The organism is Lactobacillus kefiranofaciens (assembly GCF_014656585.1).
In the GTDB taxonomy this organism is placed as follows: Bacteria; Bacillota; Bacilli; order Lactobacillales; family Lactobacillaceae; genus Lactobacillus; species Lactobacillus kefiranofaciens.
Genome location: NZ_CP061341.1, coordinates 456,564 through 474,826 on the forward strand (window position 1 = coordinate 456,564; position 18,263 = coordinate 474,826).

At 38.8% G+C, this 18,263-nt stretch carries 18 protein-coding genes and 1 pseudogene; 15 read left to right on the forward strand and 4 right to left on the reverse strand.

Features of this window, described 5'->3' with window-relative positions; translation table 11 throughout:
- Positions 1–30: 30 nt before the first annotated feature.
- From zwf to trxA, 10 genes and pseudogenes are all read left to right on the forward strand, one after another.
- Positions 31–1,482: a glucose-6-phosphate dehydrogenase gene (zwf, locus tag ICI50_RS02325; RefSeq protein WP_188891867.1), complete on the forward strand. Its 1,452-nt coding sequence runs from the start codon at positions 31–33 to the stop codon at positions 1,480–1,482.
- The gene (gene dinB / locus ICI50_RS02330) at positions 1,475–2,593 is read left to right on the forward strand and encodes a DNA polymerase IV (protein ID WP_188891868.1); all 1,119 of its coding nucleotides are present in this window, start codon (positions 1,475–1,477) and stop codon (positions 2,591–2,593) included. Before zwf ends, dinB begins: the two co-directional genes overlap by 8 nt.
- Before the next feature lie 61 nt (positions 2,594–2,654).
- Positions 2,655–3,611 (forward strand): DHH family phosphoesterase, encoded by a 957-nt coding sequence (locus ICI50_RS02335; RefSeq protein WP_188891869.1) that lies wholly within the window; start codon positions 2,655–2,657, stop codon positions 3,609–3,611.
- Positions 3,604–4,965 carry a DEAD/DEAH box helicase gene (locus tag ICI50_RS02340; protein WP_188891870.1) on the forward strand — a complete coding sequence of 454 codons (1,362 nt, stop codon included), beginning with the start codon at positions 3,604–3,606 and terminating at the stop codon, positions 4,963–4,965. The genes ICI50_RS02335 and ICI50_RS02340 overlap by 8 nt, the downstream gene beginning before the upstream one ends.
- A gap of 239 nt (positions 4,966–5,204) precedes the next feature.
- Positions 5,205–7,844, forward strand: a complete 2,640-nt coding sequence (gene alaS / locus ICI50_RS02345; RefSeq protein ID WP_188891871.1) for an alanine--tRNA ligase — start codon at positions 5,205–5,207, stop codon at positions 7,842–7,844.
- A gap of 59 nt (positions 7,845–7,903) precedes the next feature.
- Positions 7,904–8,161, forward strand: coding sequence for an IreB family regulatory phosphoprotein (locus tag ICI50_RS02350; RefSeq protein WP_003627753.1), 258 nt, complete (start codon positions 7,904–7,906; stop codon positions 8,159–8,161).
- Positions 8,161–8,589, forward strand: a complete 429-nt coding sequence (gene ruvX / locus ICI50_RS02355; protein WP_188891872.1) for a Holliday junction resolvase RuvX — start codon at positions 8,161–8,163, stop codon at positions 8,587–8,589. The genes ICI50_RS02350 and ruvX overlap by 1 nt, the downstream gene beginning before the upstream one ends.
- Before the next feature lies 1 nt (position 8,590).
- The gene (locus ICI50_RS02360) at positions 8,591–8,902 is read left to right on the forward strand and encodes a DUF1292 domain-containing protein (protein ID WP_188891873.1); all 312 of its coding nucleotides are present in this window, start codon (positions 8,591–8,593) and stop codon (positions 8,900–8,902) included.
- A 54-nt stretch (positions 8,903–8,956) separates the two neighbouring features.
- Positions 8,957–11,308, forward strand: a complete 2,352-nt coding sequence (locus ICI50_RS02365; protein ID WP_188891874.1) for an endonuclease MutS2 — start codon at positions 8,957–8,959, stop codon at positions 11,306–11,308.
- Between the two features lie 44 nt (positions 11,309–11,352).
- A pseudogene (trxA, locus tag ICI50_RS02370) lies at positions 11,353–11,703 on the forward strand (thioredoxin); the annotation flags it as partial.
- Between the two features lie 45 nt (positions 11,704–11,748).
- On the opposite strand, the gene mscL reads toward trxA, so the two are convergent.
- Both mscL and ICI50_RS02380 read right to left on the reverse strand, forming a co-directional pair.
- Positions 11,749–12,117 carry a large-conductance mechanosensitive channel protein MscL gene (gene mscL, locus ICI50_RS02375; RefSeq protein WP_054640209.1) on the reverse strand — a complete coding sequence of 123 codons (369 nt, stop codon included), beginning with the start codon at positions 12,115–12,117 and terminating at the stop codon, positions 11,749–11,751.
- Between the two features lie 89 nt (positions 12,118–12,206).
- Positions 12,207–12,629, reverse strand: coding sequence for a YslB family protein (locus ICI50_RS02380; RefSeq protein ID WP_025084059.1), 423 nt, complete (start codon positions 12,627–12,629; stop codon positions 12,207–12,209).
- Positions 12,630–12,706: 77 nt separating this feature from the next.
- On the opposite strand from ICI50_RS02380, the gene murI reads away from it, so the two are divergent.
- Both murI and ICI50_RS02390 read left to right on the forward strand, forming a co-directional pair.
- Positions 12,707–13,513 carry a glutamate racemase gene (murI, locus tag ICI50_RS02385; protein ID WP_095341917.1) on the forward strand — a complete coding sequence of 269 codons (807 nt, stop codon included), beginning with the start codon at positions 12,707–12,709 and terminating at the stop codon, positions 13,511–13,513.
- Positions 13,513–14,133, forward strand: a complete 621-nt coding sequence (locus ICI50_RS02390) for an XTP/dITP diphosphatase (RefSeq protein ID WP_095341916.1) — start codon at positions 13,513–13,515, stop codon at positions 14,131–14,133. The genes murI and ICI50_RS02390 overlap by 1 nt, the downstream gene beginning before the upstream one ends.
- Positions 14,134–14,172: 39 nt before the next feature.
- Here the strand turns inward: ICI50_RS02390 and ICI50_RS02395 are convergent, their stop codons facing one another.
- Complete coding sequence (locus tag ICI50_RS02395; protein ID WP_188891875.1) at positions 14,173–15,015, reverse strand: mechanosensitive ion channel family protein; 843 nt, start codon at positions 15,013–15,015, stop codon at positions 14,173–14,175.
- A gap of 108 nt (positions 15,016–15,123) precedes the next feature.
- Here ICI50_RS02395 and ICI50_RS02400 point away from each other — a divergent pair, with 108 nt between their 5' ends.
- Entirely contained in the window at positions 15,124–15,549 is a 426-nt protein-coding gene (locus tag ICI50_RS02400) for a DUF948 domain-containing protein (RefSeq protein ID WP_188891876.1), read from the forward strand.
- 16 nt (positions 15,550–15,565) lie between these two features.
- Entirely contained in the window at positions 15,566–15,928 is a 363-nt protein-coding gene (locus ICI50_RS02405) for a hypothetical protein (RefSeq protein ID WP_013853629.1), read from the forward strand.
- A gap of 58 nt (positions 15,929–15,986) precedes the next feature.
- Here the strand turns inward: ICI50_RS02405 and ICI50_RS02410 are convergent, their stop codons facing one another.
- Complete coding sequence (locus ICI50_RS02410; RefSeq protein ID WP_013853630.1) at positions 15,987–17,093, reverse strand: M24 family metallopeptidase; 1,107 nt, start codon at positions 17,091–17,093, stop codon at positions 15,987–15,989.
- Positions 17,094–17,237: 144 nt separating this feature from the next.
- Here ICI50_RS02410 and ICI50_RS02415 point away from each other — a divergent pair, with 144 nt between their 5' ends.
- Entirely contained in the window at positions 17,238–18,239 is a 1,002-nt protein-coding gene (locus ICI50_RS02415; protein WP_013853631.1) for a substrate-binding domain-containing protein, read from the forward strand.
- Positions 18,240–18,263: the final 24 nt, after the last annotated feature.

Here is an 18,263-nt window from a genome sequence, read left to right on the forward strand (position 1 = left end):
AGTTAACAAGTTACAGAAAAGGATTTAGCTATGAAAAATATTCCTGTTGTGATGATTATTTTTGGTGGTAGTGGTGACTTAGCTCACCGCAAACTCTATCCGGCTTTGTTTAATCTTTATGAACAAGGTTTGATTCATGATAATTTTGCAGTTATTGGTACTGCGCGCAGGCCATGGTCACATGAATATTTGCGTGAACAGGTCAGTGATGCAGTTCATGAGACGCATGATACAGTTGACGAAAATGATTTAAAAGAATTCGCTAGTCATTTTTATTACCAATCTCACGATGTTACTAACGTTGAACACTATGAAACTCTTAAAAAGTTGGCTCAAGATTTAGATGATCGTTATTTTGCTCGTGGCAATCGGTTATTCTACATGGCAATGGCTCCAAGATTTTTCGGCACGATTGCTACACACATTAATGATCAGCATTTGACTGGCAGCGGCTTTAATAGAATTGTAGTGGAAAAGCCATTTGGTCATGATCTGGCTTCAGCTGAAAAACTTAATAAGGAAATTACTGCATCCTTTGATGAAGACGATATCTTCAGAATTGATCACTACTTAGGTAAAGAAATGGTGCAAAACATCATGCCAATGCGCTTTACCAACCCACTCATCAAGAATATTTGGTCAGGTGACTACATTAAAAATATTCAGGTAACTTTGGCTGAACGTTTAGGTGTAGAAGCCCGCGGCGGCTACTATGATACTTCTGGTGCTTTGCGCGACATGGTCCAAAACCATATCTTCCAGATTATTACTTTGCTTGCGATGCCGGAACCTAAAGATTTAGATTCTGCTAGCGTGCACCAAGCTAAGCAAGATTTGCTAGCCAGCATGATTATTCCAACGCCCGAAGATGTCAAAAAGGACTTTGTGCGTGGCAAATATTTGGGTAGTGACACCACTTTTGCTTACAAGCAAGAACCGAATGTTGATCCAAATTCGAATACCGAAACTTTTGTGGCCGGTAAAGTTAAATTTGCTAAGGGACCAGTAGCTGGTGTACCAATTTACTTCAGAACTGGTAAAGAGCTTAGAGAAAAAAAGAATCGGATCGATATTGTGCTCAAGCATATCAACAATCTATATGGTCAAGCTCATTCCAACAATATTACTATCGAAATTGATCCAGAGAGTAAGATCTACATTACCATCAATGGCAAGAGAATTGATCAACCGGGGATTCGCCGTGAAAATTTAACCTATGCTTTTTCTAAAGCAGAAATGGCTAAAGTGCCAGATGGCTACGAGAGATTATTGCATGATGTTTTTGTCAATGATTCGACCAACTTCACTCATTGGAGCGAATTGAAGCGCTACTGGGAATTCATTGATGCCATTGAAGATGCATGGCAAAAAGAAAATGAAGTGGGCAAGCCAAAGGTTGTCCAATATCTGCCATACAGAATGGGACCAAAAGAGGCTAATAACATCTTTGAATCCCTAACTGAACATTGGATTTATGAGTAAAGAAAATCTATTACCGCAAAATGACATCCATCGTCGGATTATTCATCTAGACATGGATGCTTTTTACGCTTCTGTAGAAACGCGAGATCATCCGGAATTAAAAAATAAAGCATTAGTAGTAGGGCAAGATCCACGGCATAATGGTGGCCACGGCGTAGTAGCAACTTGTAATTATCATGCTAGAAAATATGGCGTTCATTCAGCGATGCCAGCAATTCAGGCAGTTCACTTGGTGCCGGAAGAAGAATTAGTTTTTATTCGCCCTAATTTTGAAAAATATCATCGGGTATCTGCGCAAGTTCACAGTTTTATGCATGAGATTACGGATTTAGTAGAATCTGTTGCTTTAGACGAAGCTTATTTGGATGTCACTCATAATAAAATAGGACAGGAATCGTCGGTTCAGCTAGCCTTAGATTTGCAAAAGAAAATTAAAAGCAAATTAGGCTTGAATTCTTCATTTGGGGTTTCATATAATAAATTCTTGGCCAAAATGGGCTCAGAATATGCCAAGCCGTTTGGTAGAACTGTGATTTTACCTGATGAAGCCTTGAATTTTTTAGGGATGCAAAAGATTGCCAAGTTTCCTGGGATTGGACCAAAAACGCAGGAAGAATTGCACAAGATGGATGTTTATACTGGCGGGGATTTACGGCAGGTTCCAGTGTTTGTTTTGCTTAAAAAATTTAAGAAAATGGGCTACATTATTGCTCAACATGCGCATGGGATTGACTTGCGGCCGGTAGTGGCAGATTCCGATGCTAATCGTAAATCGATCGGAATGGAGCGTACCTATGAGCCGGCCATCTATAATCGCGATGAAGCATTGACCAAGATGCGCAACTACTGTGAATATTTAGAAAAAGAACTAAAGAAGCGCGGTTTTCACGCTGGGACGGTAGTTATTAAAGTGCGCAACAACAATTTTGAGACGGTAACCAAACGCAGAAAACTAAAGCATCCTTCTGATAGTCGCTTTGAATTTTTTGATGTTGCCAAGGATTTGTTTGACAGCGTCCATGGCTTTTTAGAAGATGGTATTCGTTTATTAGGCGTGACCGTAACTGATTTTGAAAAAAATAATTATCAACCGATCAAATTGTTCGAGTAAAAAATAAAATGTTTTTCTGTTAAACTAGATACAGATATTTTTAGAAGACGAGGAATAAAAAATGAGTAGTTTTGACGACATTTATGAAAAAATCTTACAATACCCAACAATTATCTTGCACCGTCACACTAGTCCAGACCCAGATGCAATTGGTTCACAAGCGGGCTTGGCTCGTGCATTGATGGAAAAATTCCCAGACAAGCGTGTTCTTTGTGCTGGTGAAAATGACGAAGGGGACTTAGCTTGGATTAATCATATGGACCAAGTTAAGGCGGAAGATTACAAGGGCGCATTGGTAATCACTACTGATACAGCTAATACGCCAAGAATTTCCAACAAGCTTTATGACCAAGGCGACTTTTTAATTAAGATCGACCACCACCCAGATGTTGATCCATACGCAGACATGAGCTATGTCGATCCAGATGCTCCTGCAGCTAGTCAAATTATTGTCGACTTCTTGAATGAAGAAGGCTTCAAGATTACCAAAGAAATTGCCTATCCACTTTATGCAGGTATCGTGGGTGATACTGGTCGTTTCATGTATCCAGAAACTTCAGAACACACCTTTAAGGTAGCAGCCCAACTTGCCGCAACTGGAATCGATATTACCGAAATTGCGAGAAACATTGCCGATGTAACCTTTGATGAAGCTAAGTTGCAAGCAATGGCCATGGATAAGATGAAAATTAACCCAGTTGGTGCAGCTTACACTATTTTGATGCAAAGCGATTTAAAGAAGCTTGGTTTAACTGATGATCAAGCTAATGTGGCCGTTTCAACACCAGGCCGCATTGAAGATGTTCTTGCTTGGAACGTCTTTGTAGAAAAGCCGGATGGCACTTTCCGGGTACATTACCGTTCAAAGGGTCCAGTTATTAACGAATTAGCTGCTAAGCATGATGGTGGTGGCCACGCTTTAGCTAGTGGTGCCAACGCTAAGGACATGGGCGAAGTAAAGCAAGTCTTTGCCGAAGTTGTCGAAGTAACTAAGAAATATAAGGAAGATCATGAATAATATTTTTGAAGATTCTAAAATTAAACCAGCTATTCAAATTGGCTTAAAGAAGATTCATTTTGAAAAGCCGACTAAGGTGCAGGAAAAAGTTATCCCTGCGATGCTATCTGACTTAAGCGTAATTGTTCAAGCCGCAACTGGATCAGGCAAGACGCATGCTTACTTAGTGCCAATTTTTAATGAAATTGAAGAAGACGCACATTATGTGCAAGCTATCGTCACTTTGCCTAGTCGTGAATTGGCAGATCAATTGTACCAAGTAGCTCGTCAGTTGAGAGACGCTTCAGGGATGCATTTTTCAATTGCGCACCTTGCTGGTGGGACTGACCGCGAACGTCAACTTGAAAAGTATGAAAATAATACGCCGCAATTAGTAATTGCCACTCCAGGTCGTTTGCTCGATTTTGTGGAGAAAAAAGTTTTCGCTGTTGACCAAGTGAAGACTTTGATCATCGATGAAGCTGATATGACCTTAGATATGGGCTTTTTGGCAGATATTGACAAGGTCGCTGCTAAGTTGCCTAAAGACGTGCAAATTGCTGCCTTTTCAGCAACCATCCCAGTGAAGTTGTCTAACTTCCTGCGTAAGTACATGACTCATTCGGATCAAATCGTCATTGATAATCCGACTGTGATTGCACCTACGATTAAAAATGACTTGCTTGATATTGGTTCTAAGAATCGTAAGAGCGTTTTGTATAAGCTGTTAACGATGGGACAACCATATTTAGCTTTGGTTTTTGCCAATACTAAGCAAACTGTCGATGAATTGACCAGATACTTGCAAGATCAAGGATTAAAGGTAGCTAAGATTCATGGCGGGGTAACTGAACGAGAAAGAAAACGTACTTTGCGTCAAGTTGAACAAGGACAATTTCAATATGTTGTTGCCTCCGACTTAGCAGCACGTGGTCTTGATATCGATGGCGTTAGTTTAGTTATTAACTATGAAATTCCACGTGATATCGAGTTTGTCATTCATCGGATTGGTCGTACTGGCCGTAATGGCTTATCAGGTCATGCAATTACTTTAATTCGTGAAGAAGAAATGAACCGGATTGAAGACTTGGAAAAGATGGGTGTTCATTTCGACTTTGTTGAAATGAAGAATGGTGAATTAGTACCGCGTAAGCATTACCGCAGTCGTGAGAATCGTCAAGGTAAGAATCGCAAGCTTGATACTAAGTTAGTTGGTTACGTTAAAAAGGAAAAGAGAAAACGTAAGCCTGGCTACAAGAAGAAGATTAAGCGAGCAATTCAAGAAGATAATCGTCAGAAACGTAAGCTTGAACAACGTCATGAAATTAGAAAAGCTAAGCGTTTAAGAAAACGCAAGCGTGAACAAGGACGTTGACACACGTTAATTTTGTAGTACAATTATTCTCAGCTTAAGATATGTTGCTTGATTAATTATTTCCAAGAGAGAGCCAGTTAGATGAGAAGGCTTAATAATGATTAAGGAATGCTCCTTTAAGTTTTTAAATTAATAATATCAAGAGGTAACAAACACTGTTGCAATCAAGGTGGTACCGCGCGCGGAGCGTCCTTGAGTAAGCAATGGTGTTTTTTATTTGTTTTTAGGGAGAAATTTTAATGAAGAAACTAAATAGTTCAGAGTTTCGCCAAATGTTCTTAGACTTCTTCAAAGAACATGGCCACATGGTTTTACCAAGTGCATCACTGATTCCACAAGATGACCCAACTCTTTTGTGGATTAACTCCGGTGTTGCAACAATGAAGAAATACTTCGATGGTTCAGTTGTACCAAAGAACCACAGAATTACTTCTTCACAAAAGTCAATCAGAACTAACGATATCGAAAATGTTGGTAAGACTGCTCGTCACCAAACTTTCTTTGAAATGCTGGGTAACTTCTCAGTAGGTGATTACTTCAGAGATCAAGCTATTCCTTGGGCTTGGGAATTCTTAACCAGTCCTAAGTGGCTCGATTTACCTAAAGACAAGCTTTACTGTACCGTTTATCCAAAGGATACTGATTCATTTAACGTTTGGGTAAAGGCAGGGATGCCAGCAGACCACATTGTTAAATTGGAAGACAACTTCTGGGATATTGGTGAAGGTCCATGTGGTCCTGATACTGAAATCTTCTATGACCGTGGTCAAGAAAACAACGACGTTGCTGAAGACGACCCAGAAAACTTCCCTGGTGGTGAAAACGCTCGTTACCTTGAAATTTGGAACATCGTTTTATCACAATTCAACCACTTGCCAAATGGTAAGTATGTTGATCAACCACACAAGAACATCGATACTGGTATGGGGCTTGAACGTGTGCTTTCAATTTTGCAAGATGCACCAACCAACTTCGAAACTGACTTGTTCTTGCCAATCATTCATGCTACTGAAGAAATGACTCCAGGCAAGAAGTACGGCGTTAACAAGGAAGACACTACTGCCTTTAAGATTATTGCCGACCACGTTCGTGCCGTAAGTTTTGCGATTGCTGACGGTGCCCTTCCTTCAAACTCCGGTCGTGGATACGTATTGCGTCGTTTGATCCGTCGTGCTGATTTGAATGGTCAACGTTTAGGCATCAAGGGAGCATTCCTTTACAAGTTGGTACCAGTTGTTGGTAAGATTATGCAAAGCCACTACCCAGAGGTAATGGACCAACGCAGCTTTATCGAAAAGGTAATCAAGAACGAAGAAGAAAGATTCCAATCAACTTTGGCTACTGGTTTGACTTTGCTTGATGACTTAATCGACAAGGCTAAGAAGTCACCTGACAAGATTATTTCAGGTAAAGATGCCTTCAAGATGTTTGATACCTATGGCTTCCCGTATGAATTAACCTTTGAATCAGCTCAAGATGCTGGTCTTAAGGTTGACAAGAAGGGCTTTGACGCTGAAATGAAGGCCCAAAAGGAACGTGCACGTAAAGCTCGTGGCGATTTGCAATCAATGGGTCGTCAAGACGTAACCTTGATGAACATTAGAGACAAGTCAGAATTTGAATATGGCGTTTACGAAGAACCTCATGCTAAGTTAGTTGACATCGTTGTTGATGATAAGTTAGTTGACAAGGCTGACGGTGAACACGCAACCTTAGTCTTTGACAAGACCCCATTTTACGCAGAACGTGGTGGTCAAGTTGCCGATCACGGTAATATTTACAACCAAGATGGCGATTTGGTAGCTAAGGTTACTGATGTTCAACACGCACCAAACGATCAAAACTTACACTTTGTTGACCTGATTTTGCCAGTAGAAAAGGGTCAAGAATACGTATTAAAGATCGACAAGGAACGTCGGGAAGGCTTACGTCACTCTCATTCTGCTACTCACCTTCTTCACGCAGCACTTCGTCAAGTATTAGGTGAACATACTCACCAAGCTGGTTCATTAGTTGATCCTGATTACTTGAGATTTGACTTCACTGCCATGGAACCAATGACTCCACGTGAAATTAAGTCAGTTGAAGAATTAGTCAACCAAAAGATTTGGGAAGCTATTCAAGTTAAGACTACTATCACTACCCCTGAAGAGGGTAAAAAGATGGGTGCCTTGGCATTATTTGATGGCAAGTATGGCGACAAGGTTCGTGTTGTTCAAATGGGCGACTTCTCCAGTGAATTCTGTGGTGGTACTCACTGTTCCAACACTAACCAAATCGGTATCTTCAAGATTACTTCAGAATCAGCTGTTGGTGCCGGCATGCGTAGAATCGAAGCCGTAACTTCAAAGAAGGCTTACGAATACTTAGCAGAACGTTCAAGCTTGCTTGATGATATTCAAGAAGACGTTAAGGCAACTAAGCCAGACAACATTATCGAAAAGATCGATTCAATCGAAAGCGATCTTCATGACAGTCAAAAGCAAGTTGAAGCTTTGAACAAGCAAATCAACCAAGCTAAGGCTGGCAAGATCTTTGATGATGTCAAATCAGTCGGTGACTTAACTGTCATTGCTACGATTGCTGACGTTAACAACATGAATGACTTGCGTGAACTTGCTGATAACTGGAAGAGCGGCAACAAGTCAGATGTTTTGGTATTAGCTGCTAATAACGATGGCAAGGTCAACATGATCATTAGCTTGAATAAGAAGGCCTTGGATAAAGGTCTTAAGGCTGGCGACTTGATCAAGAAGGCTGCCCCAATCTTTGGCGGTGGCGGCGGTGGTCGTCCTAACATGGCTCAAGCCGGTGGTAAGAAACCAGAAGGTTTGAACGATGCCATTAAAGCCGTAATTGACGAAATTTCTAAGAACTAAAATTAATTAATTGTGTTTAAGCTTTTTTTCAAGTAAAATTGTTGACAGGAGGAATAATTATGAGTTCGCTAGATAAGACGATGCATTTTGACTTTAACCAGAATAAAGGAAAAAATGTTTATGATACTCTGCAAGATGTTTACAATGCGCTTGAAGAAAAGGGCTATAATCCTGTCAACCAGATTGTAGGTTACTTACTTTCTGGCGATCCTGCTTATATTCCACGGCATAATGATGCCCGTAATTTGATTCTTAAGCACGAACGTGATGAAATTATTGAAGAACTTGTTAAGAGTTATCTTGGTAAGAATAAATAATGCGCTTATTAGGTTTAGATGTAGGTTCTAAAACTGTGGGAGTAGCCGTTAGCGATGAGCTGGGGATTACTGCGCAAAAATTAGAAACTATTAAGATCGATGAAACCAAATATAATTTTGGTATGCGTCCATTAAAGAACTTGGTTAGAAAATACGATATTGATGGCTTTGTATTAGGCTTACCTAAAAATATGGATGGCAGCTCAGGTGGTTCGGTTGCCCGTAGCAAAGCTTATGGCAAGAGGCTTGAAGAAAAATTTGGGTTACCGGTGTATTATTCTGATGAAAGATTAACCACGGTTGAATCACAACGCGTGCTCGTAGAGGACGCGGGTATTCATAACCGTAAAAAGCGTAAGCAAGTAATCGATCAAATGGCGGCGGTGCTCATCTTGCAAAATTATTTAGATTTACATCGAAAGGATTAAAATGGCAGCACAAGTTAATGGTGACGATGAAGATCGTCAAATTACCTTGATCGATGATCAAGGCAATGAAGAACTGTATGAAGTATTATTTACTTTTCATTCAGAAGATTATGACAAATCTTACGTGCTTCTTTATCCAGCAGCTGTTGGCGATGATGAAGATATTGAAGTACAAGCTTTTAGTTACGATGCAGATGATGCAGGAGATGTAACTAGTAGCGACTTGCATGAGATTGAATCTGATGATGAGTGGGACATGGTTCAAGGAGTGCTTAATACATTTTTGAACGATGACCGTTTAAGTGGTAAATAAAAAAGGGACTGGCTGTGGCTGGTCCTTTTTGTTAGTTTTAGAAACAAAAAAGTTATGAATAATAAAATCTTAAAAATCTTAGAATTTGGCGAGATTACTAAGCGATTAAGTAGTTTAGCCATTACTGCTCCAGCTAAACAAAGAGCAGAACAATTAATTCCTAGTGGGGATTTTGATCAGGTTCAAACGGCATTAAGGCAAACTCTAGCCTTGGCTAATTTAATGAGAATTAAAGGACAGCTTCCTTTAACTGACTTTCAAGATGTTAAGCCAAGTACTAAGCGGTTAAGCGTTAAGGCTAATTTAAATGCTCAAGAATTAGGTAATTTGCTTTTAGTTTTAAGCTTAGCCAATGAAATTAATGAATTTTTAGAAGATCTTGATGATGAGAAAATTGATTTAACTGCAATTGAACCAATTTTAGACCAGTTGGATGTACCTGATATTCTGTTTAAAGAATTAAAGAAATCACTTGATTACGATGGTGAAGTGTTAGATACAGCTTCCAATACTTTGGCTCGTTTGCGGCATGATATTCGCAGCAATGAAGAAGATATAAAAAACCGTATGGCTGCTTATACTAAAGGGAATAGCAGCAAATACTTGTCTGAACAAATCGTAACGATTCGTGATGATCGCTACGTTATTCCAGTTAAGCAGGAATACCGAGGCAAATTTGGCGGGGTAGTTCATGATCAAAGTGCGAGTGGACAAACGCTGTTCGTTGAACCTGAAGCGGTTTTAAATTTAAACAACCGACAGCAAAATTTAATTGCTCAAGAAAAGCAAGAAATTCGCAATGTGTTAAAACACTTGTCTAATTTAGCTAGAGAGGATATTACTGGCTTAAATAAGATTGCTGCTAGTTTAACTGAGTTAGACTTTTTGCAAGCTAAAGCTAAGTTAGCTAAGGCGATGAAGGCTAGCGAACCAAGGCTAACGAAAGATCATTCTTTGAATTTGCGTAATGCACGTCATCCATTAATTGATCCAGAAAAAGTGGTGCCGAATGATATTCGCTTAGGCGGCGATTTTGATACCATGCTGATTACTGGTCCTAATACTGGTGGTAAGACAATTACGTTAAAGACTGCGGGAATTATTCAACTAATGGCACAGTCAGGTTTGTTCATTCCAGCTGAAGAAGGTAGTCAAGTAGGCGTGTTTAAACAGGTTTATGCTGATATCGGGGATGAACAATCAATTGAACAATCTTTGAGTACTTTTTCGTCGCACATTAATGATATTATTGCCATTATGAAAAATGTAAACCAGGAAACTCTGGTCTTGATTGATGAAATTGGTGCTGGTACTGATCCTGAAGAGGGTGCTAGTTTGGCAATTAGTACCCTAGACTTTTTGCGTAAAAAAGATGCTAAGATCATGGTGACTACGCACTACCCTGAATTAAAACTATATGGTTATAATCGACCACGAACAACCAATGCTTCGATGGAGTTTGATTTAAAGACTTTGTCTCCGACTTACCGTTTACAAATTGGTATTCCGGGTCACAGTAATGCCTTTGCAATTGCGCGGCGGTTAGGGATGCGTGAAGATGTCGTTAAAAACGCGCAGAACTTAATGTCAGATGAAGATTCCGATATTAATAAGATGATTGCGAAGCTGAATGCACAGACTAAGGCGGCTACGACTGACCGTAATCATTTGGAGACTAGCTTAGATCGCAGTCAAAAGTTAGAGCAAAAATTGCAGCAAGCACTTGATTGGTATAATCAACGAGTACAAAAGCAGTTAGATTTTGCGCAAGAGCGAGCTAATGAAATTGTAGCTAAGCGTCGTAAAAAAGCTGATGAAATTATTGCTCGGCTTGAAAAGCAAAAGGGCGTAAAAGAAAACGAGATTATTGATGCTAAGGGTGAACTTAATAGCTTAGAGCGTCAGGCTGATAATTTAGCTTATAATAAGGTCCTACAACGTGAAAAACGTAGACATCATGTAAGTGTAGGCAATCAGGTTAAAGTCCTCTCATATGGACAGACAGGGACGGTTACTAAGAAATTGTCTGAGCATGAATATGAAGTTCAAATGGGTATTATTAAGGCTAAAGTTAGTGATCGTGATATTGAACGAGTTGATTCAGGCAATACGCAACCTAAGAAGCATACAGTCAGAGCAACTAGTGCTATTAGAAGAAGCACTGCTCATAGTGAACTAGATTTGCGTGGTCAGCGTTATGATGAGGCAATGACTAACCTTGATCGTTATATTGACTCTGTTTTATTAGCTGGATTAGATACGGTAACGATCATTCATGGCATCGGAACAGGTGCCATTAGAAAAGGTGTTTGGCAATATTTACGCAGCAGCAATCATGTTAAGGCCTTTAATTACGCTCCTGCTAATGAAGGCGGTAATGGTGCAACAATTGTCCAATTAAAGTAAGCAACCTACTTGCAAAAAGTAAGTAAACCACATATACTAATAATACAAAGTTTGATAAAAATAATTTTGAGAGGTATTTAAATATGGTTGATGCAATTAATGAACAAAATTTTGCGGAAGAAACAGATAATGGCGTAGCTTTGATTGACTTCTGGGCAACTTGGTGTGGCCCATGCAAAATGCAATCACCAGTAATTGATCAATTGTCAGAAGAGCGTCAAGATGTTAACTTCTACAAGATCGATGTTGACCAAAACCAAGATCTAGCTAAGAACTTAGGTATTATGGCTATTCCAACTTTGATTGTTAAAAAAGATGGCAACATTGTTGATCGAATTACTGGCTACACTCCTAAGGAGAAGTTAAACCAAATTTTGGATCAATACGCTAATTAATTATTGGGAATATAAAAAGGGCCTGAGACGTTTGTCTCAAGCCTTTTACTTTGCTTCTTTTTCTTTAAGTAGGTCACGAATTTCTTTTAGATATTCTACTTCAGTTGGTGCGGCTGGAGCTTTTTCTTTTCTAGTGAACTTGTTAACGACCTTTACGATTAGAAAAACTACAAAGGCAATAATTAAGAAATTAATCACTGAATTTAAGAAACTGCCATATTTAAAGTTCGCGTCACCCACTTTAAGCGTAAGATCTGATAGATCAATTTTACCCACAAAAAGTCCGATTAATGGATTGATTAAATTCTTAACGAGGGATTGGACGATTGCAGTAAAAGCCACACCGATAATTACACCAACGGCTAAATCAATTACGTTTCCTCGTGCAATAAATTGTTTAAATTCTTTCAGCATTTTATTACTCCTATATCTAAGTTTAAATTAACAGTTTTATTCAAAGTATACATAAATAAAGAATTATAGTCTATCTAAAAAACTATGCTTTAGCCAAAACGAGCGATAATTTGTACTTTTTTTGCTTTATCTAGAATATGAATTTCACTTTCGGTAGTTCTGCCGGTAGATTTTTGGACTGCTTCGGCAATCATGCCGCTTTCTAGTGAGAATTCTTTACTGTCGCTATTTAAACGATCTTCCACGTTTTGTCCGCTGATCTCGAAGGTAGTAGAGGAGCGGCGTTCTTTGACCTTCTCTAGTTGACCAAATTGAGCCATATTGAAGAATTCTACTAAATCATCCAAATCAGCCAAATCGTAGTGACGTGCAATCCGCTTACCTGCCCAATAAAGGATAGTAGCATTGTCATCACCTAAGATAGTCGGTAAAAGAAAATCGCGATAAAGTTGATTAATAAAATATACATGTTCGTTAGAGTGTTCTGTGTTTTCTGTCATAAACTTGTTCATCCCTTTTATTCTTTTTTATTTTACCGTAAACTAGTAGGAGTAGAAAATAAATTTTTTCTTAATAAGAGGTTTTTATCATGGATAATCGTCCGATTGGACTACTAGATTCAGGTGTTGGCGGCCTGTCTGTTGCTAAAAAAGTAATTCAAAAATTGCCTAACGAATCTACTGTTTTTATTGGGGACAATGCCCATATGCCATATGGTGATCGTACTAGGAAAGAAGTAATTGAGTTAACGCGTAAGTCAGTGAAGTTTTTGCTTAGTAAAAATGTTAAACTGATTATTTTTGCCTGCAATACGGCGACGGCTGCGGCAATGAGCACCATTCAAACAGAGGTTGAACCGCAAATTATTGGCGTCATTCAATCGGGTGCACTTGATGCTGCTAGAAAAACTAATAATAAAAAAGTTGCGGTAGTAGCTACTAACGTGACCATTAATTCTCATGCTTATGCTAAGGAAATTCACTTTAGAGATCCAGAGATTCAGGTAACTGAATTAGCTGCGCCTAAGTTAGCACCGCTGGTTGAAGCTCGAAAAGACCATGCGACTAACTTGAAAGTGGTAAAAGAAAGTTTGACTCCTTTAAAAGAAAAAGATTTTGATACTTTGGTTTTGGGATGTACGCATTATCCATTGATTCAAAGAGAATTTGAAGAAGCAATTGATAATCCGAATGTGACTATTTTGGATCCAGCTGATCAAGTAGCGCAATATACTTTCAATGTAATGAGCCGTGATGGATTATTTAGCACAAGTGATCATCAAGCCAGCCATGAATATTACACTACTGGCAATGTCGATAATTTTGATAAGTTAGCTCGTTCATTTATGGCTAACGATACTTTAACTTCCAAGCACGTGGATACGGAGAACGAATAATGGTAAAAGAAATTTTATTTGCGACGGGTAATCAAGGCAAAGCTAAGGAATTAAAAGAGGCTTTTAAGGTAGCCGGCGTTGATGTTGAGATCAAGACTAACGCGGATTTAGACAATCCACCGCATCCAATTGAGAGTGGCCATACTTTTGAAGCAAATGCCAAGATCAAGGCACATGAGTTAGCTGATTTTAGTAAATTGCCTACCATTGCGGATGATTCGGGTTTAATGGTTGACGCCTTAGACGGTGAACCTGGCGTTAGAAGTGCGCGCTATGCAGGTGAGGCTCATAATGACGCCAAAAATAATGCTAAGTTGTTGGCTAATTTAGGCGGTGTGCCGGAAGAAAAAAGAACAGCCAAGTTCTGGACCACGATTGTTGTTTCTATGCCAGGCGAATTTGATAAAGACTTAGTGGTTTCTGGTACTTGTGCAGGTCGAATTTTGGCTGGACCAGAAGGTGAAGATGGCTTTGGCTATGATCCGTTGTTCTTTATTCCAGATAAAGGCAAGACCTTTGCGCAGATGACAACGGATGAGAAAAATGAAATCTCACATCGCGGCAATGCAATTCGTGAATTGTTAAAACAATTGCCAGATTGGTTAAAACAATTTGATTAATGAAAAAGTGCTCAGGAACTAATATCCTAAGCACTTTTCTTATGCACTGGTTTTAATTGTACTGGCAGTTGCCGCAAATTTAATGTCATTTTTTTTAAAAGCCTGAATATATTGGCTCAAATAAGCATTTCTTACGACTGATTGCTGATCCGGTTTGACCTTAAAATAAACGCCATAGGTAATTGTTTGTCCATTTTGTCCGGTGACGCCAATAATTGACGGACCAGAAGAGATGGACTTTTTAGGTGGCTTGATTGAACCGTTGACTTCTTTGATAATTTGTTCGATTTTTTCAAAGTCATTATCTGCATCTAGCTCTAAGTTAATGGTCAACCCGATTGCGTTATGAGCCAGATTTTGCACAATTGTGATGTTACGGTTAGGGATGTAAATCATCGAGCCATCTGAGGCCTTGAGGCGAGTCGTTCGAAGACCAAGTTGCACCACTGTCCCGATTTGTGAATTGATGGAAACGGTGTCGCCTACGTCAAACTGATCTTCACTTAAAATGAAAAAGCCATTGACTAGATCACTGACAAATCCTTGAGCACCCATTCCTAAAGCCAGCGAAAAAATCCCGGCACTAGCTAATAACGTGCCTACTGGTGCGCCCAAAATGGACAAGATGCCAAATAGATAAAAGAAGATTAAAGTATATTGGAAAATGCTGTTGATTAAAGCCGTAATGGTTTTAGAGCGTTTATTTTTTAAGGTGTTGTGTCTAGATATATAGTTATTGATGATCTTGTGACCGAAGTGTGACAGTAAATAAAAAATTAGAGTAGTGATTGCCAGTTGCCAGATAATCGATAATAAATTTTGACCAATTTTATCCCAATCTATTTGGATTTTTTGCATTTTAAATTGTGTAGAAAACTTCATATGGTGCCCTTTCTGCTAATATATGGTTTAATTAAGGATAACAAGAGATAGTTTGAGAATAAAGTATATTCATGCTAGACTTTTTTTAGAAGATATGGAGGTTAGAAGATGACAATTTCTTATGGTGCTTTGGCTGGGCTAATTGCAGCAGTAGCATTTTTAATTCTGGTTTTGTTTACAATTCCAATGTTAATGCGTACTGCAAAAGTTTTAAATGAAACTAATAAGACAATGGAGACCACGAACCAATCACTAAAAAAGCTATCTGACAATGTGGATGGCTTAATGGGTCAAACAAGTGATTTATTAGATAAAACCAATGACCTAATGACTGATGTTAATGGTAAAATGAAGACGTTAGATCCAGTAGTTAAGGCTGCTGCTGATTTAGGCGAGAGCGTATCTGAATTGAATGATTCTTCTAAGAGAATGGCTAAACGCTTTAGCAGCAATCATTTAAAGCATGCGGGTCTAGTTTCTTCAATAGCTGCGACAGCTTTTGCAAGAAGAAGACGTCGCAGAGGTGACAATTAATAAAGGAGGATTCACCATGAAAAAATTTGCAAGTTTTGTATTAGGCGCGGTTGCTGGCTGCGCAGCTGGATTCATTGCCGGTTCATTGCTAGTTAGTGATGAGCAAGTTGACGATGTTAAGAACAAGATTAAAGATAACGACAAGCTTCAAGATCTGAAGAAAAAATACGATAATGGCACTGAAGTAGTTAAGAATCAATTAGCTTCATTCCCTAAGAATGTTGAAGACGATTCAGAGTTAAAGGACTTCGATGATATTGTAATCGATGATTCAGATAAGGATGACGATGTTACTGAAGAAGACAATGCTAAGCAATCAGTAGATGATTTAAGCAACGCCGAAAAAGATGACACTAGTTCAGACAAGCCAGAAGCTTAATTAAAAAGTAAGAAAAAAAGCTAGAATTTTCTAGCTTTTTTTTACGTAAAAGCGATAATTAATCTTTCAATGGTAAAACTTTTAAGTCCTTGTCAGTGTGAGTAAAGGTCTTGAAGCCATCTTTAGTTACAACACCACAGTCTTCAATTCTGACGCCAGCAAAGCCAGGAATATAAATACCTGGTTCAATGGAGAAGCACATGCCTTCTTCAAGAACTAAGTCATTGCCTTGAACAATTGATGGATATTCATGTACGTTTTTGCCAATCCCGTGACCTAAACGATGGATAAAGTATTCGCCGTATCCTGCCTTAGTAATGATATCACGAGCAACGCTGTCTAGTTCTTCGGCGGTAATACCAGGCTTAGCTGCTTCAATAGCTGCTTGTTGTGCTTCGCGATCAACTTCATAAATCTCACGCTGCTTAGCACTTGGTTCACCATAGGCAACAGTACGACTAGAATCGGATGCGTAGCCATCATGCATAGTTCCTAAATCGAATAAGACTAATTCATTGGGTTGAACTGTATTCATGGTTGGACCAAGGTGCGGGTTAGCAGCATTTTTACCGGCTTGAACGATAGTTTCAAAGCTTTCGTGCATGACGCCTTTTTGGATTTTTAGTTGGTAGTCAATTTGACCGGCAATACTTCTTTCAGTTGCACCAGTTTTAATTGCATCAAAACCAATCTTGAAGGCAAAATCAGCTTCAGCTCCAGCCCCTTGCAATTTCTTAATTTCTTCAGGAGTCTTATAGAGACGCAATCTTTCTATAAATGGCGAAACGTCATTTGTAAAACTAGCACTAGGGAATTCGCTGCGTAAAAGTTGGTAATGGGAAACTGATAAATCAGTTTTTTCAATTGCCCAACTGTGCGTGTCATTAGTTCTCTTGCGAACATTATCAGCAATCAAGCGCCAAGGATTTTCAGAATCAAGGTAGCCAAAGACATCGCCGTTCCATTCAGAATTCTTTGCTTCTTCAACGTTTAGGGCAGGGCAGAAGATGAAAGGTTCCGCATCTTTAAAGGCTAATAGAGCAAAAATTCTTTCATGAGGATCCATGGAATAGCCAGTAAAGTAAGAAATAGTAATTGGATTAGAAATGTATGCAATATCATTGTTTGAATCTTGCAGCCATTGTTGTAATTTATCTGAGTTCATATGTAACCTCTTTTCATTAGTTTATTGTCAGTATAACATGTTTAACTGTGAAAAAATGAAAGAAAAGCTGTAAACGTTTGCACTTTATACAGCATAATGATAAATTAAAGTGAAGGATTTTTTGGAAGGACTGAGAGATTAGAGATGCATAAACAAGAGGTTACAATTTATGATGTTGCTCGAGAAGCCAAAGTCTCAATGGCTACAGTTTCCCGTGTTGTTAATGGAAATAATAACGTTAGAAAAGAAACGCGCGATCGTGTACTTGCAGTAATTAAAAGATTACACTATCAACCAAATGCAGTAGCTCAAGGTTTAGCTTCTAAGCGGACTACTACAGTAGGTTTGATTATTCCAGATTTGACTAATTTATATTTTGCGGAATTATCTAAAGGAATTGATGATATTGCATTGTTATACAAATACAACATTATCATGACTAGTATTGAGAATCGCTTAATGAAAGAAGATCAGGTTATTCAAAGTTTGCTTAATAAGCAAGTTGATGGCGTGATTTATATGTCTAATCGTTTGCCTGAAGAAGCTGCAGAAGCCTTTAAGCGGACGGATACGCCAGTGGTTTTGGCTGGTACAAAGGATAATTGTGAAGAATTTGCTTCAGTGACAATCGATTATAAGAAGGCCGATACTGAAGCTCTTAATTTGATGTTGCATGATGGCAAGAAGAATTTAGCCATTGTAGTTGGCGATCAAGATGCCGTAGTTAACGGTGAAAATAGAATTCCTGCTTATCTTGATTTTATTAAAAATAATGATTTAGGTGAGCCACACGTTTACACGGGTATTAAGGATTACTCAGATGGCTATAATTTATTCCCACAATTGATTAAAGATGGCGTTGATGGCGTAATTGTTACTCGTGATGTTTCATCAGTAGGTATTTTGAATTCTGCAATTGATGCTGGCAAGAAGATTCCTGATGATTTGGAAATTGTCACTGCTAGTGCAACTCAGCTTGCTTCAGTTGTTCGTCCAGCGTTGACTACGATTAAGCAGCCGCTATATGACATGGGGGCTGTCGCAATGCGAATGCTTACTAAATTGATGAACAACGAAGAAGTAAACGAGACGCACATTGAGTTGCCATATGAACTAGTTAAAAAGCAAAGTACATTAAATCAATAGCTACAAAAAAGATCAGCTTTTCGA

Bases quoted from the DNA above. Each gene is read 5' to 3' on its own strand.
- ICI50_RS02350 (WP_003627753.1), top strand. From the start codon at position 7,904: ATGAGTTCGCTAGATAAGACGATGCATTTTGACTTTAACCAGAATAAA.
- ICI50_RS02410 (WP_013853630.1), bottom strand. From the start codon at position 17,093: ATGAACTCAGATAAATTACAACAATGGCTGCAAGATTCAAACAATGAT.
- ICI50_RS02400 (WP_188891876.1), top strand. From the start codon at position 15,124: ATGACAATTTCTTATGGTGCTTTGGCTGGGCTAATTGCAGCAGTAGCA.
- ICI50_RS02360 (WP_188891873.1), top strand. From the start codon at position 8,591: ATGGCAGCACAAGTTAATGGTGACGATGAAGATCGTCAAATTACCTTG.
- ICI50_RS02365 (WP_188891874.1), top strand. From the start codon at position 8,957: ATGAATAATAAAATCTTAAAAATCTTAGAATTTGGCGAGATTACTAAG.
- ICI50_RS02415 (WP_013853631.1), top strand. From the start codon at position 17,238: ATGCATAAACAAGAGGTTACAATTTATGATGTTGCTCGAGAAGCCAAA.
- alaS (WP_188891871.1), top strand. From the start codon at position 5,205: ATGAAGAAACTAAATAGTTCAGAGTTTCGCCAAATGTTCTTAGACTTC.
- zwf (WP_188891867.1), top strand. From the start codon at position 31: ATGAAAAATATTCCTGTTGTGATGATTATTTTTGGTGGTAGTGGTGAC.
- ICI50_RS02390 (WP_095341916.1), top strand. From the start codon at position 13,513: ATGGTAAAAGAAATTTTATTTGCGACGGGTAATCAAGGCAAAGCTAAG.
- mscL (WP_054640209.1), bottom strand. From the start codon at position 12,117: ATGCTGAAAGAATTTAAACAATTTATTGCACGAGGAAACGTAATTGAT.
- ICI50_RS02395 (WP_188891875.1), bottom strand. From the start codon at position 15,015: ATGAAGTTTTCTACACAATTTAAAATGCAAAAAATCCAAATAGATTGG.
- ICI50_RS02335 (WP_188891869.1), top strand. From the start codon at position 2,655: ATGAGTAGTTTTGACGACATTTATGAAAAAATCTTACAATACCCAACA.
- ICI50_RS02380 (WP_025084059.1), bottom strand. From the start codon at position 12,629: ATGAACAAGTTTATGACAGAAAACACAGAACACTCTAACGAACATGTA.
- dinB (WP_188891868.1), top strand. From the start codon at position 1,475: ATGAGTAAAGAAAATCTATTACCGCAAAATGACATCCATCGTCGGATT.
- ICI50_RS02340 (WP_188891870.1), top strand. From the start codon at position 3,604: ATGAATAATATTTTTGAAGATTCTAAAATTAAACCAGCTATTCAAATT.
- murI (WP_095341917.1), top strand. From the start codon at position 12,707: ATGGATAATCGTCCGATTGGACTACTAGATTCAGGTGTTGGCGGCCTG.
- ruvX (WP_188891872.1), top strand. From the start codon at position 8,161: ATGCGCTTATTAGGTTTAGATGTAGGTTCTAAAACTGTGGGAGTAGCC.
- ICI50_RS02405 (WP_013853629.1), top strand. From the start codon at position 15,566: ATGAAAAAATTTGCAAGTTTTGTATTAGGCGCGGTTGCTGGCTGCGCA.